At 62.2% G+C, this 18,548-nt stretch carries 15 protein-coding genes, 1 pseudogene and 1 riboswitch; of the genes and pseudogenes, 3 read left to right on the top strand and 13 right to left on the bottom strand.

Features of this window, described 5'->3' with window-relative positions:
- Positions 1-2: 2 nt before the first annotated feature.
- From trpD to ahcY, 13 genes and pseudogenes are all read right to left on the bottom strand, one after another.
- Positions 3-1,052 (bottom strand): anthranilate phosphoribosyltransferase, encoded by a 1,050-nt coding sequence (gene trpD / locus THIVI_RS17405; RefSeq protein WP_014779847.1) that lies wholly within the window; start codon positions 1,050-1,052, stop codon positions 3-5.
- The gene (locus THIVI_RS17400; protein ID WP_014779846.1) at positions 1,049-1,636 is read right to left on the bottom strand and encodes an anthranilate synthase component II; all 588 of its coding nucleotides are present in this window, start codon (positions 1,634-1,636) and stop codon (positions 1,049-1,051) included. Before THIVI_RS17400 ends, trpD begins: the two co-directional genes overlap by 4 nt.
- Before the next feature lie 69 nt (positions 1,637-1,705).
- The gene (locus THIVI_RS17395; RefSeq protein ID WP_014779845.1) at positions 1,706-4,339 is read right to left on the bottom strand and encodes a DEAD/DEAH box helicase; all 2,634 of its coding nucleotides are present in this window, start codon (positions 4,337-4,339) and stop codon (positions 1,706-1,708) included.
- 125 nt (positions 4,340-4,464) lie between these two features.
- Entirely contained in the window at positions 4,465-4,680 is a 216-nt protein-coding gene (locus THIVI_RS17385) for a hypothetical protein (RefSeq protein WP_014779843.1), read from the bottom strand.
- 6 nt (positions 4,681-4,686) lie between these two features.
- Positions 4,687-4,938, bottom strand: coding sequence for a type II toxin-antitoxin system HicB family antitoxin (locus THIVI_RS24845; protein ID WP_014779842.1), 252 nt, complete (start codon positions 4,936-4,938; stop codon positions 4,687-4,689).
- A gap of 14 nt (positions 4,939-4,952) precedes the next feature.
- Positions 4,953-6,263, bottom strand: a pseudogene (locus tag THIVI_RS23960) (DNA methyltransferase); the annotation flags it as partial.
- A 39-nt stretch (positions 6,264-6,302) separates the two neighbouring features.
- Entirely contained in the window at positions 6,303-7,487 is a 1,185-nt protein-coding gene (locus THIVI_RS17370; RefSeq protein WP_014776993.1) for an ISAs1 family transposase, read from the bottom strand.
- 72 nt (positions 7,488-7,559) lie between these two features.
- A complete protein-coding gene (locus THIVI_RS17365) occupies positions 7,560-8,060 on the bottom strand; it encodes a DNA methyltransferase (RefSeq protein ID WP_041447071.1) in 501 nt (166 codons plus the stop codon).
- A gap of 248 nt (positions 8,061-8,308) precedes the next feature.
- Positions 8,309-9,172 (bottom strand): methylenetetrahydrofolate reductase [NAD(P)H], encoded by an 864-nt coding sequence (gene metF / locus THIVI_RS17360; protein WP_014779841.1) that lies wholly within the window; start codon positions 9,170-9,172, stop codon positions 8,309-8,311.
- Positions 9,173-9,221: 49 nt separating this feature from the next.
- Positions 9,222-9,488 carry a pilus biosynthesis protein HicB gene (locus THIVI_RS17355; RefSeq protein WP_014779840.1) on the bottom strand — a complete coding sequence of 89 codons (267 nt, stop codon included), beginning with the start codon at positions 9,486-9,488 and terminating at the stop codon, positions 9,222-9,224.
- The gene (locus THIVI_RS23955; protein ID WP_083845776.1) at positions 9,485-9,655 is read right to left on the bottom strand and encodes a type II toxin-antitoxin system HicA family toxin; all 171 of its coding nucleotides are present in this window, start codon (positions 9,653-9,655) and stop codon (positions 9,485-9,487) included. Before THIVI_RS23955 ends, THIVI_RS17355 begins: the two co-directional genes overlap by 4 nt.
- A 48-nt stretch (positions 9,656-9,703) precedes the next feature.
- Complete coding sequence (locus THIVI_RS17350) at positions 9,704-10,201, bottom strand: Uma2 family endonuclease (RefSeq protein ID WP_014779839.1); 498 nt, start codon at positions 10,199-10,201, stop codon at positions 9,704-9,706.
- A 70-nt stretch (positions 10,202-10,271) separates the two neighbouring features.
- Entirely contained in the window at positions 10,272-11,678 is a 1,407-nt protein-coding gene (ahcY, locus tag THIVI_RS17345) for an adenosylhomocysteinase (protein ID WP_014779838.1), read from the bottom strand.
- A gap of 22 nt (positions 11,679-11,700) precedes the next feature.
- Positions 11,701-11,787, bottom strand: a riboswitch (S-adenosyl-L-homocysteine riboswitch).
- 381 nt (positions 11,788-12,168) lie between these two features.
- On the opposite strand from ahcY, the gene THIVI_RS17340 reads away from it, so the two are divergent.
- The 3 genes from THIVI_RS17340 to THIVI_RS17330 all read left to right on the top strand — a co-directional run bounded on the left by THIVI_RS17340 (position 12,169) and on the right by THIVI_RS17330 (position 18,524).
- Entirely contained in the window at positions 12,169-13,518 is a 1,350-nt protein-coding gene (locus tag THIVI_RS17340) for a sigma-54-dependent transcriptional regulator (protein WP_014779837.1), read from the top strand.
- 95 nt (positions 13,519-13,613) lie between these two features.
- Complete coding sequence (gene argA, locus THIVI_RS17335; RefSeq protein ID WP_014779836.1) at positions 13,614-14,957, top strand: amino-acid N-acetyltransferase; 1,344 nt, start codon at positions 13,614-13,616, stop codon at positions 14,955-14,957.
- A 69-nt stretch (positions 14,958-15,026) separates the two neighbouring features.
- Entirely contained in the window at positions 15,027-18,524 is a 3,498-nt protein-coding gene (locus THIVI_RS17330) for a mechanosensitive ion channel domain-containing protein (RefSeq protein ID WP_014779835.1), read from the top strand.
- Positions 18,525-18,548 lie beyond the last annotated feature (24 nt).

Below are 18,548 nucleotides of genomic sequence, written 5' to 3'. Positions count from 1 at the left end.
TCCTAAACCGCGTCCAGAGTGACGACGGGGCATGCAAAACTCGCGGTCAGCACGATCAATCGCTCCAGCCGCCGCGCGGCCTCGCCGCTTGCAAGCGCGGCATCCGCCAGCGCCATGCCCTCCGCCAGAGTCTCGGCGCGACCCGCCGCGTAAATGGCCGCCCCGGCATTGAGCTGGACGATGTCGCGCGCCGGACCCGGCTGGTTGGCCAGAACCCCGCGCAGCATGGCGAGACTCTCCAGGGGATCATTGACACGGATCGTCTCAAGATCGGCGCGGACGAGTCCGAAATCCTCGGGCCGGATGCCGTAGCGGTGAATCGCGCCGTCCTTCAGCTCGGCCACGTCCGTGGTATCGGCGATGCTGATCTCGTCCAAGCCATCGCGGGCATGGACCACCAGCACATGCCGGCTGCCCAGCCGTTGCAGAACCTGCGCCAATGGCTCCAGCAGGGTCGGACTGAAAACGCCCAGCACCTGATTGGGCACGCCGGCCGGGTTGGTCAAGGGTCCAAGAATATTGAAGATGGTGCGCGCGCCCAACTCGCGGCGCGGCCCGATCGCGTGCTTCATCGCGCCGTGATGGCCGGGCGCGAACATGAAACCGACACCGACCTCGCGCACGCAGCGCGCGACCTGATCGGGCGTCAGCGTCAGATTCACGCCGGCCGCCTCCAGGACATCGGCGGCCCCGGATTTGCTGGAAACCGAGCGGTTGCCATGCTTGGCGACATGACAACCCGCCGCCGCCGCCACGAACATACTGGTGGTCGAGACGTTGAAGGTGCCCGAAGCATCCCCTCCGGTGCCGACGATGTCGACAGTCTGTTCCAGCCCGCCAAGCTCCACGCCGGTCGCCAGCTCGCGCATCACCGATGCCGCCGCGGCGATTTCGGTCACCGTCTCGCCCTTCATGCGCAGCGCCACCAGAAAGCCCGCGATCTGGGCGGATGTCGCGCCGCCGGTCATGATGGCGCGCATCACGGCGGTCATTTCCTCTTCGCCGAGATCATGCCGTTCGAGACAGCAGGCGATGGCGTCCTTGATATTCATTCGTCGCGACCCTCGATGAAGTTGCGCAGCAGGTCATGACCCTGCTGGGTCAGGATCGACTCGGGATGGAACTGCACGCCCTGAATGGGCAATTCGCGGTGACGCACACCCATGATGGCGTCGCGGACACCATCCTCGGTCTCGGTCCAGGCGGTAACGTCGAGACAATCCGGCAGGGTCGATTGATCGATGACGAGCGAGTGATAGCGAGTCGCCTCGAACGGATTGGCCAGCCCGTGGAACACGCCCCGATCCGTGTGATGCATTGGCGAGGTCTTGCCATGCATCACCGCTGGTGCCTTGACGATCTGGCCGCCGAAGGCTTGTCCGATCGACTGATGACCGAGACAGACGCCCAACATCGGCACCCGGCCCGCCATCGCCCGAATCAGCGGCACCGAGATGCCGGCCTCGTTCGGCGTGCAGGGGCCAGGCGAGATCACGATGCGTTCCGGCTGCAAGGCCGCCACCTGCTCGACCGAAAGCTCGTCGTTGCGCACCACCCGCACCTCGGCGCCCAGTTCGCCGAAATACTGCACCAGGTTGTAGGTGAAGGAATCGTAATTGTCGATCATCAGCAGCATAAAGCGTCTATCCTGTTTTCGTTCGGTATGGCCATCGCCGCCAATGCGCGGGTTTGCTCTGTCGGTCGCTCATTCCCCAAAGAATTCATTGGGTAATCGAATCTTCCAGTCCGGCATCAACACCAGGTCGCAATGTACGACAGTCCCGCCGGGATCGACCAGCTCGAACTCGCCCACGCGCGGCGCCTGCTCAACGGCATAGTGATCGGACATCAGCCGCAGCACGGCCCGTTTGTATTCGGTATCCAGGTTGCCGGCCAACTGCGGGCCTTTCATTTCCAGCACCGCCACCCGGTTTGTCTCCTGAGCGCGTTGCAGGGCAAAAATGAAATCGGGATAAATTCTACCCCGCCGCCAGCCCTGAATCCCGTACTGCTGACGCGCGACGTTGCGATGCCACCAGGTCAGGGTGGCCTCGCTGTCGAGATAGACCGCGATGTTGCGCTCGTCCTGACTGGAAAAATCGCCCTTGTAGAGCGGCGCGAACAGGCTTTTCGTCAGTGGTCCACCAGCCTTCCCGATCAGTTGTTCGGCGCCCTCCGGCTCGTAGGTGTCGGCCTGGAACGGCATCCGCCAGTTATGATCGTCGGTGCGCAGCCGGAACTGAATCCGCCCCTCGGCAACCGCCGCTCGGAATACCGCCTCGGCCATGCGGTCGCGTTCGCCGTCCAGCCAGTGACGCAATTGCTCGACGATCAGCCCGCCCAAAGCGCCCAGCTTCTTGGCAGCGAAGCCGCGCGCCGTCAACCCCACCAGCAGGCGCCCGACGATCGCGCGGGCAATCCAGGCATTCGGCACCAGATCGGACACCATCCGCACCGTATAGGCGGGATCGAAACGCAGCATCTCCACGCTGTGACCGCTGATCTCGTCAAGGATGCGTTCCTCGCCCACATCGGCCAGCCGGAAGCGGCGCATCTGCTGTTCGGCGCTTTGCGCGTTGTCAGGAATTTGCGCGATCAGCGGCGCGGGATCGAGCGCCGACCAGTCCAGATGGAACAGGATATCCTGCTCATAATCGAGCGGTCGAATCCTGCCGCCGTTAACCGCGAGCACCTGGGGCAAATAGATTTCGGTCGTGGCGAAGACCGCGCGCCGGGGAATGGATCGAGCGCCGCCGTCGCACCCGCCGCTGTCGCCGCCGATCCGAAGCTCTTTCACCAGATCGCCCAGCCCGTCTTCTTCCAGCCCGGTCTTGATGGCCTCCACCACGTCCGCCGTCGTGGCATGGTGGGTGATCACATAGCTTTCGTCGAGCAGTGGGATCCCCGTCTTGTCGGCCTGCGGCTGGCGCAGGATGCGCCCGACCAGTTGGGTCAGGGCCGTTCGATTCTGGCTGGCCGCGAGGGCGCAGAGCACGTAGGCGAAAGGGCAATCCCAACCCTCTTGGAGCGCCTGCTTGGTGATGATGACCCGCACCCGGTTGGCCGGTGAGAGCAAGTCCTGATTCTCGGGGTTCGCCAGTTCGTTGGTATCGGCCGTCTTGATGGCGATTTCGGCCGCGTCCAGTCCCGCCGTGAGCAACCAGTCTCGGGCGTCGAGCGCATGAATATGGACGCCGTCGCGTTGATCACGACCGGTGCGCTCCACCTGGACCAACAGAATCGGACGAATGTAGCGACCGCGTTCGCCGTGCAGTCGCCGCGCCTCGGTGTGCAGCCGATTCAGGCAGTCGAGCGCCGCGCTCAGGGTATTGCGCCAGTCGGTCCCCTGGCGGGGATCGAGATTCAAGGGCATCTTGATCATGCCCTCGCGGTCCAGTTCGGTGCCCGCCACCTCGACCAAAATATTGGCATGGCGGGCCGATCGCGGGCTCGCGCCGCCTCGCGCCGCCACGTCCTTCGGGGTCGCGGTCAGTTCCAGCACGAAACAGGGGTTGAAGCCGTAGAGGGTCGCGAAGGCCAGTTCCGAAATCGCCTTGTGGCCCTCGTCCATGACCACCACCGGGCGGATCAGGCGCAGGGCGTTCCCCAGCGAATCCTTGATTTGCGGTCTTTGAAAAGTCGAACTCGCCAAATCGTAAATGTCGAGATTGGGGATTCGCTCCAACTCAACGGCGTGGGTCTGCTGATCGTCGCGCGGGAAAAAACCTCGTACATCGCCGCGATCGCGAAACATCCGCAAGGATTCGCAGCTCTGCCGGTTGGCCGATGGCAGCATCAGCAGCATGACGCACAGATGCGATTCGACATCGCGGGCGTCGAGCGGATCGCCCTTTTCCAGAATCCGCACCCGTCCCGCCGCCGCGCGGTCGAGCATCTGCCGATAGGGGTGCTGGCGGTCGGTCAATTGGCGCTTGGTCTGGCTGTAGATCGCCTCGTTGGGCACGATCCACAGCACAAAGCCGGTGTTCCGGCTCAGATAGCGCCCGAAGAGACGCGACAGCGCGGCGACCGCCAGATAGGTCTTGCCGCCACCGGTGGGCACCTTGAACACGGCATTGGGCGTCGGCCGACCGATGCCATCCAGGCGCGGCGAGTAGGGAATGGCAACGCGCGAGGGCGGAAGCTGGCCTGCCGTCTTGAGCGCACTCCAGGTCTTGGCGGGGAAATCGGGCACCTCCCGCAGCAGATCCGGGTCGGTCTCTCCAGCATTGGCGGCGCTGATCTTATCCGCCTTCGCCTTCTGTACCGACAGCTCGGTCAGATAGGCGTCGAACAGGGTCAGCACCCGTGCCTGGTAGTCAAGATCGCGCAGAGGCATTCAATTGACTCCACACAGCAACCAGTCTCCGAAGGGAGGCATCCGGCGCAAGGCGATGGCCGGTCGATTCTTCAGTCGTCCATCGGCTTGCGGTAGGGGAACCAAAACCATGTCGCCCTCGCGAATCATGGCTTCAGATCATCGATGGTGTATTCCGGCTCGTCGTCGCCATAGGTCCTGGTTAATCCGCTAGCGGCCAGATCGGCCCAGGCGTCTCGCTCCTCCAATACCTCAGGCTCCAGCACTGTGACGATCAGTTGAGCGTTCGTGGGCAATTGAAAAGGCTCATCCAGCAGGATGTGCCGTCCATCGTAGTGGGCCTTCAAACTCATGATGGGCATGGGAGATTACCTGTCGTTCAAGTCATCCAAGGGCGCGTTGAAATCGTCTGGGATACGGTACCCCCGTCCCGCCAGACTTCCCAGGCGAACGCCTGCGCCTATTTCCGCGCGAACCTCTTGGCATAACTGGATGGCTTCCTCGATGTTTGATAATGCCTCGTTTTTTGTCATTCCCTGACTCACGCACCCAGGAATTGACGGGCATTCCACAATCCAGATACCGTCTTCGTCTCTGCCCACGGTGACTGAGAATTTCATGGTCAACGACCTCTTCACGCGATTCGATACAACGCAAACGGCAGCGGCGCGAACTCGACCGGCAGGCCGGAGTCATTCAGCAGCTTTTGCGAGACGAACTTGGCCGGGGCGAAGACCCGATGCGGCTTGTCCGGCTTGGCGTTCACCAGGGCCTCGGCGCGCGACAGGGTCAGGGCCGCCTCGCGGGATTTGAGGAATTCCAGGTCAGGGCGGTAGATCAGCCAGACATGATCGTGAGTCGATGCACCGAGATAGCCGCAGCCCGCCACTTCCTCGGTCGGCAGCGGGCTGGGGGCGATCTCATTGGTGGCGGTGTGGAACAGCAGCGCGCCCAGTTGCTCGAAGGCCGGCAGCGATTCGCCAGTGAGCATCCGGTCCATGTCCACGGCCTCGCCCAGGGTGCAGAAGGTGAAACCGCCGCCCAGTCCCGCGACCCGTTCGGTGATCGCCTTCTCGCCGGTCACGATGAGTTCGCCGTCCTTGATCTCGGATTTGATCCGGTCGAAGCGATGGCCTTCCAGGGTCTTGATGGACTCGACATGGTCCAGCAGTTTGTCGGCCTTTTTCAGGCTGGTGAAGGTGAGTTTTTCGCGGTGCAGTTCCTCGCGCTGGTTGCCGCTGAAGGCATAGCCGTCGATGACCCGGCGCACGCGCTCGGCGGTCAGGGTGTCGGCGTAGTCCTCGCATTCGATCAGGATGAAGCGGCGGCTGCCGTCGTCTCTGGCGTTGGCGGCTAGGACAGCATGGGCGGTGGTGGCGGAACCGGCGAAGCTGTCAAGAATGACGGATTGAGGGTTTGTTGAGATCTGAACAATTCTTTCCACAAGTTCATGCGGTTTTGGAGCGTGAATGCCTAGCTCGTCACGCTCCGAAAATATCTGCATTAATAGCTTTTTAGAGCCTTCAGTATCGCCGACTTCATTTGCAAGCCATAACGTATTAGGGACCAATCCCTGCTTTTCTCCATCCAATGGAATAATGCGCGGACGGCCATTTCCGTTCTTCGGCCAATAGATTCTTCCTTGCTCTTTTAGTTTAAGAAACTCAGGTTCCGTTGCGCCCCAGCAACGCCCTTTTGGCGGCTTAAGAGTCAGCCCCGTTGGTGTGATGATCGGATAAACTTGGTTCTTGCGAAACCCTTGTGCAGAAAACGGTATGGTGCCTTTGGCGCGCGAATCCGATTCGTCGATGGCATCGCCGGATTCATCCGAATCAATGTCCGCCAGCAGATTTCTTAACAACCTCCAAGAATCCGGTTGGCATTTTGAATAAAGCAATAAGTGATCGATGCTTGGCGACAAGGTTGCTCTATTCTCTCGCGATGTGCGCTTTTGCCAAGCAAGCTGGCCAACAGGGCAATCGCATCAAGCGCTGCTAACATTAGCGGGTACCGATGTATCAGCGTCGCCCTTCCTCTGAGGCGACTCGAAGAGCAATTTCGACAGGTAGGACTCGTCCCAACCGGCTTTCAAGCGTTTGTTCTGGATGCCGAGCTTGGTGCCGTCATTCTTGAGGCGCGAGAGGGCGAGGTGACGCAGGACGGCAAGATTCTCGCGCGCCACCGGATCGCGGACACGGCACTCATCCTCACGAAAGGCGATATCGAGATTCCAATGCAACCCGTTTTCGATGCCCCAGTGACCGCGTACTGCGTGGGCAAAGCGCGCGGCGCTGGTGCCGATGCTGCCAATGAAATAGCGGGTCTCGACCGAGACCTTGCCGGCGACCTCACGGCGCGATTCAACCATGCCGATCATGTTCATTGCCTCCCACGAGGCGCTGTGCGGCACGCCGGAAAGATCGCCCAAGGTTTGGTAGCGACGGGTTTCGAGACGACCATGCCCTCGCTCGACGGTTTCGAGGAATGCCGAATCGACACCGGCGTAGCCTCTGGCGTCGGCGTCGATGAACGCCTCCTCGACCTCGGCGGCCAGCGTTTCCTGGTTGCCTTTGAGCGCGAGCACATAGTCCCCTCCCTGGTGGATGATCTGCGCGGCAATCTTGGTCTGGCAGCCCATGGCGTCGATGGTGACGATGCAGCCCTCCAGCTTCAGCCACTCCAGCAGACGTGGAATGGCCGTGATCTCATTGGATTTGGCGTCGGTGGCGACCTGTCCGAGCACCACCCGATTGGCCGTCGCCCAGGCACTGACCAGGTGCAACGCCGCCAAGCCCTTGCCGCGGCTGTGGGAGCGGCGCAGGGTCTTGCCATCGACGGCAATGATCTCTTCGGGGATCAGTTCGGCCACCGACGCGCTCCATTGGCGAAAGCAGGCGGCAAACTGTGCGGGATCGATGAGCGCAAACACCCGCCCGAAGGTGTCGTGCGACGGAATGCCCGCGGGCAGTTTCAGAAACGTGCGCAGCCACGCCTCCTTGGCCTGTCCGAACGTCTCGACACCCACCCAACCGTCGGCGCCACTGAAGGACGCCGCGATGGTGATCACGATCATCTCACTTAAGAGGTGCCGTCGTTGGATCGCGCTGCGCGGCTCGTCCAGCGGGGCAAAATGGTGCGCAATCGATCGCTCCACACTCAAGTCGCACATCGGCGAGATCTCCCCAAGATTCTAAAGACTCAAATCATTGGGGCCGCAGTACGGATTGTCTAACAGTATGCGCTAATGCGTTGATGCGATTGCCCTGAGCTGGCCAATGCAATGCGATTCCCCAAAAATCTCATCTAACATCATCCGCGCCCGATGAATTTCGTTATCGTCGAGCGTCATCCAGAAACTCCCCGACTCCGACAGCAGCTCATGCAGCAACCGCAGCCGTGGCCACATCATGCACAGCCATTTGTCATGGCGTAGCCCGTCCTCGATGCCGACCGGATTGCTGTCGAGCCACTCGCGCAGCATCGGGCTGTTGACGTTGTCGTTGTAGCTCCAACCTTCGTTGCCGGTGTTGTATGGGGGGTCGATGAAGATGCAATCCACCCGCCCGGCATACAGGGGCAACAGCGCTTTCAGGGCATGCAGATTGTCGCCGTGAACGATCAGGTTGCCGTCGAGTCGCGGTTCGCCGATGGACTTGTCCGGGCGCGGGATCAGCGGGCGGTGCGGGATGGCCAGATGATGGTTGTAGACGAATTCCTTGCCCTTGAAATCAAGCTCCGGCATGGTCGAATCCTTCAATTAGGGGCAACGCAACGCCGTGCGTTGGTCACGCATCAAGCATTCCTGCTGCCGGGTGGTGTCATCCGCCTTCGTTGCGCAGTCGAGCGCCTGGCGAAGGATGTCCGTCGCAAGGTTCGCGATCTGGGGTCAAGACGCTGGCGGCGAGATCGGCGGCGAACGAAATGCCGTCATCGTCATCCTGTCGGCGCAGATCGAGCAAACTCTGCGCGTTCCAGGATAGCGTCCGGAAATCAATGCACGATGGCGAGTTCCAGATCATTCCACAGACGCGTCGTCGGACCAGACTGATTCATGGTGTAGAAATGCAGCCCCGGCGCGCCGCCTTCGATCAGATGACGACACAGCGTCAGCACCACCTCGTGACCGAAGGCGCGGATGCTTTCGACATCGTCACCATAGCCTTCCAGCCGGCGACGGACCCAGCGCGGAATCTCGGCGCCGCAGGTATCCGAAAAACGGGCAAGTTGGGTGTAGTTGGTGATGGGCATGATACCGGGGATGATCGGGATCTCGACCCCTGCCTTCCGGCAGCTTGCAACAAACGCGAAATAGGCATCGGCGCTATAAAAATACTGGGTGATGGCGCCATCGGCGCCCGCTTCGACCTTGCGCTTGAAGTTCTCCAGATCGCGCGCCGGACTGCCCGACTGGGGATGATATTCGGGATAGGCCGCCACTTCGATGTGGAAGGCGTCGCCGAATTCGGCGCGGACGAAGGTCACTAACTCATTGGCATAGCGAAAATCGCCCTGATTGCCCGCGCCCATGCCGGAGGGCATATCGCCGCGCAGCGCCACCAGCCGCCGGATGCCTTGTTGTCGATAGTGGTTCAGCAGCTCGCGCACTTGCTCGCGGGTGGAGCCGATGCAGGCGAGATGCGGCGCGGTCTCGATCCCCAGGCCGCGCAGCCAGGAGACGGTCTCCAGGGTGCCCTCGCGGGTCGATCCGCCAGCGCCATAGGTCACCGAAAAATAGGCGGGGCCGAGCGCGTTGAGTTTAGCGATCTCCAGCTTGAGCTTGTCCATCCCCTCGGCGGTCTTGGGCGGGAAGAGTTCGACGCTGTAGAGTGGAGTCGAGTCGTTTTGAAATAGCATGAATCAAGTTCCTTGGTCAGTGCTGCGCCGGCGTTTCGCGCTCAATCATTCAAAGGCGCGCGGCATGATCCGTATCGCCGATCCGCTCTAGGATCAGTCGACTCAAGTTGATACCGGAGGTCATCGGAGACAGGGGCTTTGCGTCTTTCTTCATGATCGCGATCCATTCATCGACAATCAGGCAAAGCTCGTGATAAACCTGTTCTTCGTCGTCGCCATGGCAGCAGGGACCAATGATTTCGGGACATTGCCCAATAAAACATTGATCTTCTTGAGACCACTCGACGAGTTTGACGTAATACGCACTTTCTTTCATTGCGCGGATTCCCGGATCTTGGTTTTCACCTCGTTCTCCTGGTAGCGTTTAGCATCGTCTCCAGATCGCCCGGAGAGCGTCACACGAACGCCCGTTCGATGCTCGTAATTCCGATGACTACCTTTGCCGCCTCGGTTCACAAATCCCGCCCGTTCCAGTTCCGTCATCAATTCGCTAATTTTTTAGGCATCTCGAATCGTCTCGCGACTCGCGCATCATGCGATCAGTGAACAGCCGCATTCCAATTCAATCGTCACTGGAGAAACCTGTCGTGTCGCACGATCCTTGCGGACATGCAGAACCAATAACGTCAGCGGATCGAAAACGATGACATCCTTGACGCCCTGGGATAGATAAAAGGGTGGTCCAATCTCTAAATCCTTGGCCTCATAGCCTTTGCTGACCACCTCGATCACAGCCTCGGGAATCATGGTCAATGCCGAATCCTGCTCGTCCTCGCTCGGTTCGCGGCAGAAAATCGAAATGTCGGGTCGCTTGAGTCCGGTTGGAAACTGAATATAGACATCGATGGCATGCACGCATTCGCAGGCCGCCTGACCGGCGGCTGGTTTGACGATGCTTCGCGCAATACGATCAATGTGTTTTTGATGACGATAAACCGGCTGCGCCTCCCAAATCGGGAGGCCGTTGACGATTTCGAGACGAATGCCAAGCTCGCTGGCTTGAAGGAGTGTCGTCATGGACAGGCTCATGCGTGTTTCCGAGCGGCCAAGCATTCATTCAAGCTCTCTCCCCCGCAAGGGAGGAGAGAAGCGATTTCGATCAATACCGATAATTCTCGGCCTTATACGGCCCCGCGACCGCCACGCCAATATAATCCGCCTGCTTTTGGGTGAGCGTGGTCAGCTTGACGCCGATCTTATCGAGATGCAGCCGCGCCACGTCTTCATCCAGATGCTTGGGCAGCACATAGACGCCGATCGGATATTCCTCGGGCTTGGTGAAGATCTCGATCTGCGCCAGCACCTGATTGGTGAAGCTGTTGGACATCACGAAGCTCGGATGACCGGTGGCGCAGCCCAGATTGACCAGCCGCCCCTCGGCCAGCAAAGTGATGCGGTGACCGTCCGGGAAGACGATCTGATCCACCTGCGGCTTGATGTTGACCCACTCGTACTGCTTCAGGCTGTAGACCTGAATCTCGTTGTCGAAGTGCCCGATGTTGCAGACGATGGCCTGATCCTTCATCGCCACCATGTGATCATGGGTGATGATGTCGGTGTTGCCGGTGGTGGTCACGAAGATGTCCATCATGGACACCACGTCCTCGATACGGACCACCCGATAGCCTTCCATCGCGGCCTGGAGCGCGCAGATCGGATCGATCTCGGTCACCCAGACGGTCGCGCCCAGCCCACGCAGCGAGGCCGCCGAGCCCTTGCCCACGTCGCCGAAGCCGCACACCAGCGCCAGCTTGCCCGCGATCATGACATCGGTGGCGCGCTTGATCGCGTCCACCAGCGACTCGCGACAGCCGTAGAGGTTATCGAACTTGGACTTGGTGACCGAGTCGTTGACGTTCATCGCCGGGAACAGCAGTTGCCCCTCGCGGTGCATCTGATAGAGCCGATGCACGCCGGTGGTGGTCTCCTCGGTGACGCCCTTGATGTCCTTGGCGATGGCGTGCCAGTGCCGCGGGTTGCGCGCGAAGGTCCGGTTCAGGAGCCCCAGAATGGAGCCCCATTCCTCGCTGTCGCCGGCGGTCGGCGCGGGAATCGCGCCGGCCTTCTCGTATTCCACGCCCTTGTGCACGATCAGGGTGGCATCGCCGCCGTCGTCCAGGATCATGTTGGGGCCGGCGCCATCGGGCCAGTTCAGCACCTGCTCGGTGCACCACCAGTATTCGTCCAGGGTCTCGCCCTTCCAGGCATAGACCGGGATCCCGGCGGCGGCGATGGCGGCGGCGGCATGGTCCTGGGTCGAGAAGATGTTGCACGAACACCAGCGCACCTGGGCGCCGAGTTCGACCAGGGTCTCGATCAGCACCGCGGTCTGGATGGTCATGTGCAGACTGCCGGTGATGCGCGCGCCGGCCAGCGGCTTGGAGGCGCCGAACTTCTGGCGCAGGGCCATCAGACCCGGCATCTCGGTCTCGGCGATGACCATTTCCTTGCGTCCGAAATCGGCCAGGGACAGATCGGCAACCTTGTAATCGGTAAACTCACTCATGGTTAATCAAGTCTCGATGAATCGTGAGTGAGCGCCGTTGGAAAAGTCGACCCTGCCGCCGAGCCTGGCCCGAATCAGCTCGATTCGGGTCGCAACGCTCCTCGGTGGCGAGGTGTTGGTGAAAATCAATCGGTCACGTCTCGGCGACGCGGGTTCAATCGCTACTTTCTTCGGTCAAACGGCCGATCCCGGAGACGATCCGAGATCGCGCGCCAAGCGCATGAGCCTGCATCGCCAGGGTCGGAAAGCTGAGCTACAGGGTTGGGGAACCGGGTCGCGATGCTACCGCGGTTAGGCGGTTTAGGGGAAAGACTTTACCGGAAATCCTTCTCGGCGGGTATGATTCGTTTGGGTTTTTCGCTCCATCAAATCATGCCTGGAATGGCTGTCGGGTGTTTTTTGGCTTTGACGATCAGGTGAAAATCATGTTAGTCGAAGAAATGAAAAACGCGATGCGTACCCTTAGCGCTCAAGCAGGAGGCGGGCAGTCATGAACAAGGCCCAGGCGCTCGTCGTCGATGACGAAGCCGATCTCCTCGAACTGCTGAAGATCACGCTCGCGCGGATGGACGTGCAGGCCGTGACCGCGCTGACGCTCGCCGAGGCCCGGCGGCACCTGGAGCGCGGCCAGTTCGATCTCTGTCTGACCGACATGAATCTGCCCGATGGCAGCGGGATCGATCTGATCCGTCAGATCGGCGAGCAGTATCCGCAGATTCCCGTGGCGATGATCACCGCGCACGGCAGCATGGAATCGGCGGTCGCGGCGATGAAGGCGGGCGCCTTCGATTTCGTGTCCAAGCCGGTCGACCTCCAACTGTTGCGCCGGCTCGTCGGTTCGGCCCTTAAGCTGCGCGGGCATGTCTCGGCCAGCGACGACGAGCGCGGCGACACGGGACCGCAACTCCTGGGCGAGTCGGCCGCGATGGAGCGGATCCGGCAACTGATCGTCAAGCTGGCCCGCAATCAGGCGCCGGTCTTCATCACCGGTGAGAGCGGGACGGGCAAGGAACTGGCGGCCCGGCTGATTCATGCGCAGGGACCGCATCGCGAAGGCCGGTTCGTGGCCGTGAACTGCGGCGCCATCCCCCAGGATCTGGTGGAGAGCGAGTTGTTCGGGCACAAAAAGGGCAGTTTCACCGGGGCGATCAGCGATAAGGAAGGGCTGTTCCAGACCGCCGAGGGCGGGACGCTCTTCCTCGACGAGGTCGCGGATCTGCCCCTGGCGACGCAGGTCAAGCTGTTGCGCGCAATCCAGGAGAAGAGCGTGCGTCCCGTTGGCGCTCAACGCGAGGTTGCGGTGGACGCGCGTATCATCAGCGCCAGTCATCGCGATCTGACGGAGGAGGTTGAGCGGGGGCGCTTCCGCCAAGACCTCTTTTATCGCATCAACGTCATCGAGCTACGGATGCCGGCACTGCGCGAACGGCCACGGGATATACCGCTGCTCGCGGACCGCTTGCTCCAGCGACTCGCCAGCCGGCAGGGCGACCGGCCCGCCCTGACATTGTCGGCCGAGGCGATCGAGGCGCTGACGCGGTACGCCTTCCCCGGCAACGTTCGCGAACTGGAAAATATCCTGGAACGCGCCCTGGCGCTGTGCGAGGGCGAGCGGATCGATGTCGCGGATCTCTACCTACCCCGGACGGAAGCGCCCGCAGTCTCGACGGACGCCGTGGACGAGACGGTTCCCCTGGAAGAATCTTTACGCGAGATCGAGAAGCGGGAAATCCTCAATGCGCTCGACGCGACCCACTGGGACCAGGCCGCGGCGAGCAAGAGGCTGAAGATGACGCCGAAATCGCTGCGCTACCGTCTGGCGAGGCTCGGGATCGAATGAAACGCCGGGAGAGGAACGTCTCGCCCGCCCCGTTGTCGGTCGCGCATCCCTGATTTCCGAATCCTTCCAACATTCTCCGACGAGGCAATACAGAAGTGTCTGCTCCGACTTCCGCTCCGGTCGACACCGACCAGGGCCGCGACCCGTTCGTGGACTGGATGCGCCAGGCTACGCCCTATATCCACGCCCATCGCGGCCGGACCTTTGTCATCGCCTTCGGCGGCGAGGCGGTCGCCGATGTCCGCTTTCCGAATCTGGTGCATGACATCGCCCTACTCCACGGATTCGGGATCCGGCTGGTACTGGTGCATGGCGCGCGCCCGCAGATCGAGTCCCGTCTGGCCAGCCGGGGAGCACAACTGCGCTATGTCAATGGCCTGCGGGTGACGGACGCCACGGCGCTCGCCTGCGTCAAGGAGGCCGCCGGAGCGGTGCGGGTCGAGATCGAGGCGCTGCTGTCGCTGGGGCTCGCCAACTCGCCCATGGCCGGGGTGCGCATCCCGGTCGTCTCCGGCAACTTTGTCACCGCCCGCCCGCTGGGCGTGATCGGGGGCGTCGACCACGGACACACGGGCGCGGTGCGGCGGGTCGACCACCGCACCCTGCGGGCGATGCTCGATCAGGGCGCGGTCGCCCTGATGCCCCCTCTGGGTTATTCGCCCACCGGCGAGGTGTTCAATCTGAGCGCGGCGGACGTGGCCCGCGGCACTGCGGTGGCGCTGGGAGCCGACAAACTGATTTTTCTGGTCGAACAGGCCGACGCCAGCGAGGCTGATCGGCTCGCGCCGAATCTGCTCGCGCGCGATGTCGATGACCTGCTGACCGGCAATCCCACGCTACCCAGGGAGGTTGCCGCCTGTCTGCACGCCGGGGCCGATGCCTGTCGCAATGGGATTCGGCGCGTCCATCTGGTCGCGCGCCGTCAGGATGGCGCGCTGCTGCGCGAACTCTTCACCCGCGACGGCAGCGGCACGCTGATCTCGGCCGAACCCTTCGAGGATCTGCGCCCGGCGCGCATCGACGATGTCGCCGGGATCCTGGAGCTTCTGCGCCCGCTGGAGGAACGCGGCGTGCTGGTGCGCCGCTCGCGCGAGCGTTTGGAGACCGAGATCGACCGCTTCGTGCTAACCGAGCGCGACGGCCTGGTGACGGCCTGCGCCGCGCTCTACGGGTATCCGGGCGACGGCATGGCCGAACTGGCCTGTCTCGCGGTGCATCAGAACTATCGGGGCGCGCGACGCGGCGACCGTCTGCTCGAACACATGGAAGAACTCGCCCGCGCGCGCCAGATCCGGCGGTTGTTCGTACTGACGACCCAGACGGCGCACTGGTTTCAGGAGCGTGGATTCCAACCCGCCAGGCTCGACGAGCTACCGATGGAAAAGCAGGCTCTGTACAATTTTCAGCGTAATTCCAAGGTGTTCATCAAGTCGCTCTGAGCGCCGCCCGCGCACCGGACACCAAGTATCGGTCAACCGCGGACCATCCAGATTCAGTGAGGTAAAACCTTGTCGTTTTTTTCAGTGTTGCGGGGCGGCGCTCGCCCAGCGATTGCCGCGTCAGCGACGCGCGCATCCAAGCCGGCTCGACGCATCGCGGGTGCCTTGCTGATTCTGCTGCTGATCGCGGCCATGGCGACTGCGGCACAGCCCTCGAACGGTCCCGACACCCTTCCCAGCGCCAGTCAGCTCGCCAGCAAGATCGCCGAAGCCGAGTCCGCGACCGGACTGGACGAAGCGGCCAAGGCCGCGAAGTCGGGTTTGATCGAGCAGTATCGCCGCGCCCAATCGAACCTGGAGGACGCGAACAATTTCACCGCCAAGGCCGACGACTTCGCGCAATCGCTCAAGACGGCTCCGCAGACGACCGCGGCCATCCTGAAACAACTGGAGCAAGACGCATCCCGCGTGGATGATCGGACCGAAAAGATCCCGGACACCCTGCCGACCCTGGAGATCAATCAGCGGCTGAGCAAGGTGCTGGCCGATGCGGCGATCGAGGAAACCCGTGTCGGCGAATTCGAGAAGCTGATCGATGGCATCGTGGATCGCTCATCTGCGGCCCGCGTGCGCTTGACCGAGTTGAAACAGCAGCTTGACCAGATCGACGCCGACCTGCGCCAAACGCCCGGCGCGGGCGAGGCGCCCGAACTTGCGCAGGCGCGACGCTGGGCGCTGGAGACCCAGCGCGCGGCACTTTGGGCCGAGGGCCGCATGATCGAACAGGAGTTGCTCAGTCAATCGGTCCGCGAGTCGCTCTACAAGGCGCAGCGCGATCAGGCCGCGCAGTCGTTGCAGCGTCTGAAAGTCCGTCAGGGGTTGCTGGAGGATCTGCAGAACAAACGCCGCACGGCCGAGGCCGAGGCGGCGCGGATGGCCTCGGAAGAAGCCCGGCTGGCCGCCGAGGACAAGCACCGCCTGGTGCGCGAGGAAACTCAAAAAAACACGGACATTACCGACTCATTGGGCAAACTCGCCGGGAAACTCGACGGACTGAGCGGCGAACTGACTCGGATCGAGGCCGAACGCAAGCGCATCGAGGACGATTTTCGCGGCGCGAAACAGCGCCTGGAGGCGGCTGGACTGAGCAAGGCATTGGGTCAGGTGCTGCTCGACCGGCGCAATCAGCTTCCCGATCTGCGTCAGTATCGCAAGACCATCGATGCGCGGGAGGACGAAATCGCCGAGGCGACGCTGAGACAGATTCGCTACCGCGAGGAGGAACGTCGGATTCGCGATCTCGACCGTTATCTCGGGGAACTGAGCGCGAACGACGAGTCCGCACGCAAACCCGAGGTCCGGCGCGCGCTTGCCGAAACGCTTCAGCAGCGCAAATCCCTGATCGCTCAGGCGCTGACCATCGAAGACGATTACATCCGCCAACTTGGCGAGTTGAATTATGCCGCCGAGCAGGTCGTCCTGAGCGCCGGCGTCTACGATGACTTCCTGGCCGAACGACTGCTCTGGGTCCGCAGTACCACGATGGTGAATCTGGATACCCTGCGCGCGCTGCCCGCCGCCGTGGCCTGGGTTTTTTCCTGGGATGGCTGGCTGGAGGTCGCGGAGGTTCTCGCCGAGCGGATCCGGCACGCGTTCCCGTTCTGGCTGGGGCTCGGCGGCGTCGCGCTGTTGTTCTGGGAAGTTTCGTCCCTCCGGCGCGCGATCCGCGCCACCGCCGAACCCTTGCGGCGGGTGCGTACCGATCATCTCCGCTTTACGCTCCAGGCCATCGGACTGACCCTGCTGGCGGCCCTGCCGCTGCCGTTGCTGGCCTGGGTGCTGGGCCAGCAGTTGCTCCTCTCGGTGGACGCCACTGCCTTTACGCGCGCCTTCGGGGCCGCGCTCGCCGAAGTCTCCTTCGGGCTGTATTATCTGCGGGCTTTTCGCATGCTCTGCATTCCGGGCGGCGTCGCCGATCGGCATTTCCGCTGGAGCAGCGAGACCCTCAAGAGGCTCCGGCGCGATTTCGACTGGTTTAGCCTCTATGTCATTCCCATCGCCTTGATCACCGTCGCGATCTACCATCATAACGATCCCGCCTACACCGGCAGCCTGGGACGCCTGACGCTGGTTGCCAGCATGCTCGGCTTCGCGATCTTTTTCGCCCGTCTGCTGCATCCCGAGCGCGGTGTCCTCAACCGGATGCTCGCGGCGCAACCGAATGGCTGGCTCAACCGTCTGCGCCATCTCTGGTTTCCCTTCATCGTCGGCGGGCCTTTGGCCCTGGCCGGCCTGGCGCTGCTCGGGTATGTCTATACCGCCGGCGTGCTGTTTCAATCGCTGGTCTATCAGACCTGGCTCGTGCTGGCCCTCGTGGTGCTGCATCAATCGATCGTGCGCTGGCTAATCGTCACCCGGCGCCGGCTGGCCCTGCAGGCCGCGCTCGACCGACAGGCGACGCGACGCGCCCTGGCGGAGGCCGAGCGGACCGAGGGGGCGCCCGCCTCGGAGGTCTCGCCGGCGGAAGAGCCGGAACCCGATCTCGCCGCGCTGGACGAGCAGACTCGCCGACTGATCAATGCCTCGATCTTCTTCAGCGCCTTTATCGGACTCTGGCTAACCTGGTCCGATGTGCTGCCAGCCTTTACGGTGTTCGAGGAGTTTGCGCTTTGGCATTACACCGGCATGGTCGACGGCAGCGAACAACGGATCCCCGTCACCGCGGCGGATGTTGGCCTGGTGTTGGTGATCATCTTTATCGCGACGGTCGCGGCCAGGAACCTGCCCGCGCTCCTGGAAATCCTGTTACTCCAGAGCGCCTCGGTGTCCGCCGGGGGACGCTATGCCATCAAAACCCTGGCGAGCTATTTCATCACCGCAGTCGCCTTTTTGCTCGCCTTCAGCACCTTAGGACTGAGTTGGTCGCAGGTGCAGTGGCTGGTCGCCGCCTTGAGCGTCGGCATCGGCTTCGGTCTCCAGGAGATCGTCGCCAACTTCATCAGCGGTCTCATCATCCTCTTCGAGCGCCCAGTGCGGGTTGGCGACATCGTGACCATCGGCGAGACCACGGGCGTGGTGACCAATATCCAGATTCGTGCCACCACCATCCGCAACTGGGATAAGCAGGAATTGTTGGTGCCCAACAAGGAATTCATCACCGAGCGGCTGTTGAACTGGACCCTGACCGATCAGCAGAACCGCGTCAGTATTCCGATCGGCATCGAATATGGCAGCGATACCAAACTAGCGCTCTCGCTCCTGACACAGGTCGCCGAGCAAAACGCCAAGGTACTCGAGGATCCGGCTCCCCTGGTCAGCTTCGAGGGTTTCGGTGACAACGCGCTGACCGTGATTCTGCGTTGCTATCTGGACTCGCTCGATGGACGGATCGGCGTCATCACCGAGCTGCACCAGGCCATCTATGAATCCTTTGCCCAGCATGGATTACTGATGGCCTTCCCGCAGCGCGATGTTCACCTGTCCGCGCGCGAGCCGCTGGAGATTCGGTTACGGCGCGCGCCGCGAGAAGCGCCGGCGGACTCGTCGCCGGCGGGCGATTGCGCGTGAGGAGCGACGCGAGGGGTGCTAACG

Origin of the sequence: Thiocystis violascens DSM 198 (assembly GCF_000227745.2) — a bacterium.
Taxonomy (GTDB): domain Bacteria; phylum Pseudomonadota; class Gammaproteobacteria; order Chromatiales; family Chromatiaceae; genus Chromatium; species Chromatium violascens.
Note: the sequence above shows the minus strand (reverse complement) of the source record. Positions and strands in the feature narration are given on the sequence as shown.

Excerpts from the sequence above, each read along its gene's own strand:
- THIVI_RS17385 (WP_014779843.1), bottom strand. The coding sequence starts at position 4,680 with ATGCCCATCATGAGTTTGAAGGCCCACTACGATGGACGGCACATCCTG.
- THIVI_RS23955 (WP_083845776.1), bottom strand. The coding sequence starts at position 9,655 with ATGACGGAACTGGAACGGGCGGGATTTGTGAACCGAGGCGGCAAAGGT.
- ahcY (WP_014779838.1), bottom strand. The coding sequence starts at position 11,678 with ATGAGTGAGTTTACCGATTACAAGGTTGCCGATCTGTCCCTGGCCGAT.
- THIVI_RS17400 (WP_014779846.1), bottom strand. The coding sequence starts at position 1,636 with ATGCTGCTGATGATCGACAATTACGATTCCTTCACCTACAACCTGGTG.
- trpD (WP_014779847.1), bottom strand. The coding sequence starts at position 1,052 with ATGAATATCAAGGACGCCATCGCCTGCTGTCTCGAACGGCATGATCTC.
- THIVI_RS17340 (WP_014779837.1), top strand. The coding sequence starts at position 12,169 with ATGAACAAGGCCCAGGCGCTCGTCGTCGATGACGAAGCCGATCTCCTC.
- THIVI_RS17355 (WP_014779840.1), bottom strand. The coding sequence starts at position 9,488 with ATGAAAGAAAGTGCGTATTACGTCAAACTCGTCGAGTGGTCTCAAGAA.
- metF (WP_014779841.1), bottom strand. The coding sequence starts at position 9,172 with ATGCTATTTCAAAACGACTCGACTCCACTCTACAGCGTCGAACTCTTC.
- THIVI_RS17350 (WP_014779839.1), bottom strand. The coding sequence starts at position 10,201 with ATGAGCCTGTCCATGACGACACTCCTTCAAGCCAGCGAGCTTGGCATT.
- THIVI_RS17395 (WP_014779845.1), bottom strand. The coding sequence starts at position 4,339 with ATGCCTCTGCGCGATCTTGACTACCAGGCACGGGTGCTGACCCTGTTC.
- THIVI_RS17365 (WP_041447071.1), bottom strand. The coding sequence starts at position 8,060 with ATGCCGGAGCTTGATTTCAAGGGCAAGGAATTCGTCTACAACCATCAT.
- THIVI_RS17370 (WP_014776993.1), bottom strand. The coding sequence starts at position 7,487 with ATGTGCGACTTGAGTGTGGAGCGATCGATTGCGCACCATTTTGCCCCG.
- THIVI_RS24845 (WP_014779842.1), bottom strand. The coding sequence starts at position 4,938 with ATGAAATTCTCAGTCACCGTGGGCAGAGACGAAGACGGTATCTGGATT.